4 protein-coding genes are annotated in these 4,950 nt (G+C 56.8%); 1 reads left to right on the plus strand and 3 read right to left on the minus strand.

The features are described from left to right. The 3 genes from Q3981_RS00925 to Q3981_RS00935 form a co-directional block, all read right to left on the minus strand. On the minus strand, positions 1–1,040 hold a 1,040-nt coding region (locus Q3981_RS00925), incomplete at its 3' end, for a fructose PTS transporter subunit IIA (RefSeq protein ID WP_303123053.1). A 116-nt stretch (positions 1,041–1,156) separates the two neighbouring features. Further along, positions 1,157–2,311, minus strand: a complete 1,155-nt coding sequence (locus Q3981_RS00930; RefSeq protein WP_303122953.1) for a 1-phosphofructokinase family hexose kinase — start codon at positions 2,309–2,311, stop codon at positions 1,157–1,159. A 91-nt stretch (positions 2,312–2,402) separates the two neighbouring features. Continuing rightward, positions 2,403–3,182: a DeoR/GlpR family DNA-binding transcription regulator gene (locus Q3981_RS00935; RefSeq protein ID WP_012731729.1), complete on the minus strand. Its 780-nt coding sequence runs from the start codon at positions 3,180–3,182 to the stop codon at positions 2,403–2,405. A 320-nt stretch (positions 3,183–3,502) separates the two neighbouring features. Here Q3981_RS00935 and Q3981_RS00940 point away from each other — a divergent pair. Next, on the plus strand, positions 3,503–4,950 hold a 1,448-nt coding region (locus Q3981_RS00940; protein WP_303122959.1), incomplete at its 3' end, for a putative PEP-binding protein.

A 4,950-nucleotide genomic window follows, 5' to 3' on the forward strand; every position in this document is an offset into this window, starting at 1 on the left:
AGGAGGCCGCCTGCCGCCACGAACGGAATCATGTACGACACACCGGTCATCAGGGCTTGCTGGATGCGCTTGCCCCAGCCGAGTCCCTCGCCCTCTTCCTGAGAGCTCTCAGACGACGATGACGCTTTCCCCTTAACACGGCGTGCATGGGGATCTTTCGATGCCGCGATGGCTTCATCGATCATGACCGCGGGTTCATCGATGGCCCGCTTCACGCCGGATTCGATGACTGGCTTGCCCGCGAACCGCTCACGGTCCTTAACTCCAACATCCGTTGCGAAGATGACTGCGTCGGCATTCTTAATGACGTCAGAGGGAAGGGGAGTGACTCCGGATGATCCCTGAGTCTCAACCGTGATCTCGACATCGTCACGTGCATCGGCTGTCTGCGACAGGGAATCCGCAGCCATGTACGTGTGCGCGATGCCGGTGGGGCACGCGGTAATCGCGACAAGGTGGGTAACAGCCTGTCCGGATCCACTAGCCTGGTTGCCGCCGTCGGTGCTCTGAGCTGATGCTCCCGCTGCTCCGACTGCTGTCGAACCCGCTGCGCTACCCGCCGCGGCTGCGTCTGCACCCTTACTTGCCGACGCCGTCGATGCGGACTTCTTCTTTGGCTTGGCAGCCAAGGTGTCAAGGATGCGCTGGGCTGCGTCCTTCTCATCGGATGCTTCGCGTAGCGAGTCCCGGAAGGAGGCTTTAACTAAGCTACGGGCTAATTTCGACAGGATCCGCAGGTGCGCTTTTCCTCCGCCCATCGGAGCGGAAATAAGGAAAACCAGGTCGGCAGGTCCATCGGCGGAGCCAAAATCAACAGGCTTCGAGAGACGCGCGAAGGTCAGCGTCGGAACTTCCACATGGCTGGTGCGGCAGTGCGGAATTGCCACGCCACCAGGCACACCCGTGGCTGACTTCGATTCACGAGTCAAAGCGTCAGAGGTAAGTCCCTCGGCGTCATCAGCGCGACCGGCCACCGCCGCATGTGAAGCCAAAGCTTTAATAACAGCTTCCTTGGTATCACCGGGAGCCACGTCGAGCATGATGAGGTCCGGGGTGATTACGGGAGGCTCCGAGGAGTTCGCCTGCGTTCCCTCCGCTGGTGCTGTTTCTTTTTGTGTCGGTTTGTTCGGAGTAGATCCGGAACCGCTCGATGATGTCATGACACTCCTTTCAAGGCTGTTGCTTCAGCGCCAGCCATGACGGTGACGGATTCAGGTTGTGTTTGGGAGGGGAAGGGGATTGTCGTTCCGGGCAGCGACGTTGCCGCAGAGCCGTACGCTACAGCGTATTGAAGTGCAGTTTTCTCAACTGAACTGTCTGTAGCTGAGCTCGTTCCGTTACTGTGACCGCTTCTTTGGGTACCAATAATGAAGCCAGCCAAGCTTGAATCACCCGCTCCGACAGTACTCACCGGAGTGATAGGAGGCGGAGAGGCATACCAGGTCCCTTGCTGGGTAGCTAAGACCGCGCCCGACGCACCGAGTGTGAGCAGGACATAACGCACGCCGTGGTCAACCAAGAGCTTTGCGGCTTCTGTCGCGGGCTTGAGATTTCCCTGCGATGCCTCGTGTTCAATGTTTTTCCCGTCGAGGCCGAGGATCTGGCCGATTTCGAAACCATTTGGTTTCAGGAGATCGGGGGCCACGGCAGGATCCTTCAGCATCCGCGCGCCGAGTTCCTCAAGCGGTTTATCTGACGTGTCGACCGCTATTTTGACGTCGTGCCCGTCGGCGCTCTTACGAATCGCTCCGACCATGTCGGCGTACCACGATGTAGGCAGTCCGGGTGGCAGTGAACCGGAGAGAACGATCCATGATGCACGCTGCGCAACCTGCGAAATCACTCGGGTCAGCGTGTCGACGTGATCATGCTCAAGAGGATTGCCTGGCTCATTCAGTTTCGTCGTCGTACCATCGGGTTCCGTGACAGTGAGGTTGACGCGGACGGGATGGTCAGCTGGCGTCGGTACGAAGCTGAGACCTGTTTTATGAACTAAAGAAGTAAAGGGATCGCCTGCGGATGCCGGTGCAATGGCGACGGTTGGTTCGTCGGCCCTGTAAGTAGCCATCGCTACGTTGATGCCTTTGCCGGCTGGTACATCGGTAACGTCAGTGATCCTGTTTACTCCACCTCGATCAAGTGGGGTGGATATTGCAGCCGTACGATCCATGCAAGGATTAGGGGTCACTGTGACGACAGCATTGTCGGGAATTCGCAAGGACTGACTATCTAATGCTTCAATGCCGGATGGACTAGAGCCATCGTGTGTTTCGCCTTCTTGTGGAGTCGGCGATGATGAGTGTGAAGACATTATTCCTCTAGACGTGGTGGCGGTGGATCGACATCGTTGTTGTGTCCGTAAGTGTTGTGTTCCTAAGAGCGTCAAGCTCTTTTACACGCTCTTACTGTGCGACGACAACATCGATCTCGTGTTCGCGAAGTTGGGAAAGGAAACTTTCCGGGGCGGCAGAGTCAGTGATGAGAACGTCAATATCACTCAGTGCAGCAAAGCTGACCAGATAATCACGGCCAAATTTCGACGAATCGCACATGGCAATGACGCGATTGGCATTAGTAATCATGGCTCTCTTGACGGCTGCTTCCTGGGGGTCAGCCGTCGATAAGCCATGGTCAATCGTCAACGCATTTGTGCCGATAAACGCCACGTCAGCACGCATAAGCGCGAGCGTACGCAGTGCAGTATCACCCACAACAGCTTGGGTAATCGCACGAATTTGGCCACCGAGTAGCTGAAGGTCGGTTAAGTTCCGGCTTGCCAGATTCATCGCAATGGGAAGGCAGTTCGTGACGATGGGCCATCCGCGTCCCGACGACAAATCCGCGATGTGATTAGCCAAGACCGCTGTTGTTGTCCCCGCGTCAAGAAAAATGCCTGCACCTTGTGGTGGGAGGTAATCCATTGCGGTTCGGCCGATAGCGGCCTTAGCGCCGGATGCGGCCCTTGCGCGACTGTCGATGGGTAGCTCTAATGTCTGGAAATTAGTGGACGCCACAGCACCGCCGTGCACGCGATGGATAGCGCCTTCCCGATCGAGTTGAGCAAGGTCTCGACGAACCGTTTCTGCTGTTACTGAGAATCGTTCGGACAAGTCTGTGACGCTGACGCGGCCTTCAACGGCGGTGAGAGAAGCGATTTGTCTCCGTCGTTCCTCTGCATACATGTCTGTGTCACTTGTCCTTTCACGTCTGGTTCACGCTGAGTCTGCGCTTGATTCGTTGGTTTTACGTTGTCTTCATGTTTCTTCGCTCCTAAGAGTACGCGTTTCGTTTTCAAACGGTCATCAGACCGTGTCTGAATGCCCCCGATCGGACATAAAGAGAGCATCCAATCAGTGGCTTTTCTGTGGTTTTACGTTTACTTTACTGTGAACGTGAGCATTTGGGCATAGTTTTGTGACTTTTCCCACTCTGAATGATGGTATATTTCTGGAATCACCCGTTAGACTTGGATTAAAGAAATCCGACATGAGGAGCGACTTTAATGGACACCCAAGAAACTGCCGTGATCAAAGGTAAGGCCGTAGTACCTGGTGTCGCCCTTGGTCCAATCGCAGTGGTGGCCCCGCGTCCCGCTGTTCCGGAAGCTGGGGCTGAGGTTGACGAAGGTCAGCGCGAGGCTGAATACGAACGTTTTGAACAAGCGGCTAACGCAGTCACCGAGGCTCTCAAGGAACGCGCCAAGAGCCTCGAGGGGCACGCTGCAGATGTTGTTAATGCAACTGCGGGGCTTGCATCTGATCGCGGATGGCGTCGGAAAGTTAAGAAGACCACCAAGCAGGGGCGTAATGCGATCGACGCAACAGTCACTGCTACCGCGTCATTCGTTGAAATGTTTACCGCCAACGGGGGAGTCTTCGCGGAACGTGTCGCCGACCTTGAAGATGTCCGCGACCGTGTTCTCGCCCACCTCCAGGGCCTTCCGGAGCCTGGACTCCCGGTCCTCACAACGCCATCTATCTTGTGGGCCGACGATCTCGCGCCCGCGGATACGGCAACGCTGAATCCGGACTTAGTCATCGGCATCGTCACGCGTCGTGGTGGACCGACGTCGCACACGGCAATTATTGCCCGCCAGCTCAATATTCCTTGCGTTGTTGCAACTGGGCCGACTGATGTTGAGATTTCCTCAGGCGAGACTGAAGGCATGATTAGTGGTGCTGCCGGAGAGCTCACGGTCAACCCGGATGAGGACGCCGCGAAGCAGGCAGTTCGTGAGTGGGAGCAGCTTGCAGAGAAGATCGCAAACTGGGAAGGTCCTGCTCAGACCAAAGATGGCCACCGCGTTCAGCTATTAGCCAATGTTCAGGATGGCCCCCAGGCTGCGTCGGCAGCGTCGACTGCAGTTGAGGGAGTTGGCCTGTTCCGCACTGAGCTTCTCTTCTTATCGTCGACGACAGAGCCGTCGGTCAACGACCAGGCTGCAGCATATGGCCGTGTACTGAATGCGTTCCCGAAGGGGAAGGTCGTTGTTCGTACTCTCGACGCTGGGTCGGATAAGCCGGTTCCGTTCGTCGAGGCGGAGGAAGAGGACAACCCGGCTCTGGGCGTTCGTGGCGTGCGCATTGCGTGGGATCGTCAGGACATTCTGGAGCGCCAGTTGGATGCTATTGCTAAGGCGGTCGAAGATAACGATCGCGGCGACGCTCCGACCTGGGTGATGGCGCCGATGGTGGCAACTGCCGACGAAGCTCGGTGGTTTGCGGGTATGTGCCACGAGCGTGGCTTGACGCCCGGGATCATGGTTGAGGTTCCTGCAGTTGCGCTGTGTGCTCGGGAAATCATGCAGCAAATTGATTTCGTTTCGATCGGAACGAATGACCTTACTCAGTACACGATGGCGGCTGACCGCTTGTCCTCCCCATTGGCTCACCTCAATGACCCGTGGCAGCCTGCTGTTTTGCGGCTCATCAAGATGGTCTGTGAGGCCGG

Origin of the sequence: Corynebacterium sp. (genome assembly GCF_030530965.1) — a bacterium.
Taxonomy (GTDB): Bacteria; Actinomycetota; Actinomycetes; order Mycobacteriales; family Mycobacteriaceae; genus Corynebacterium.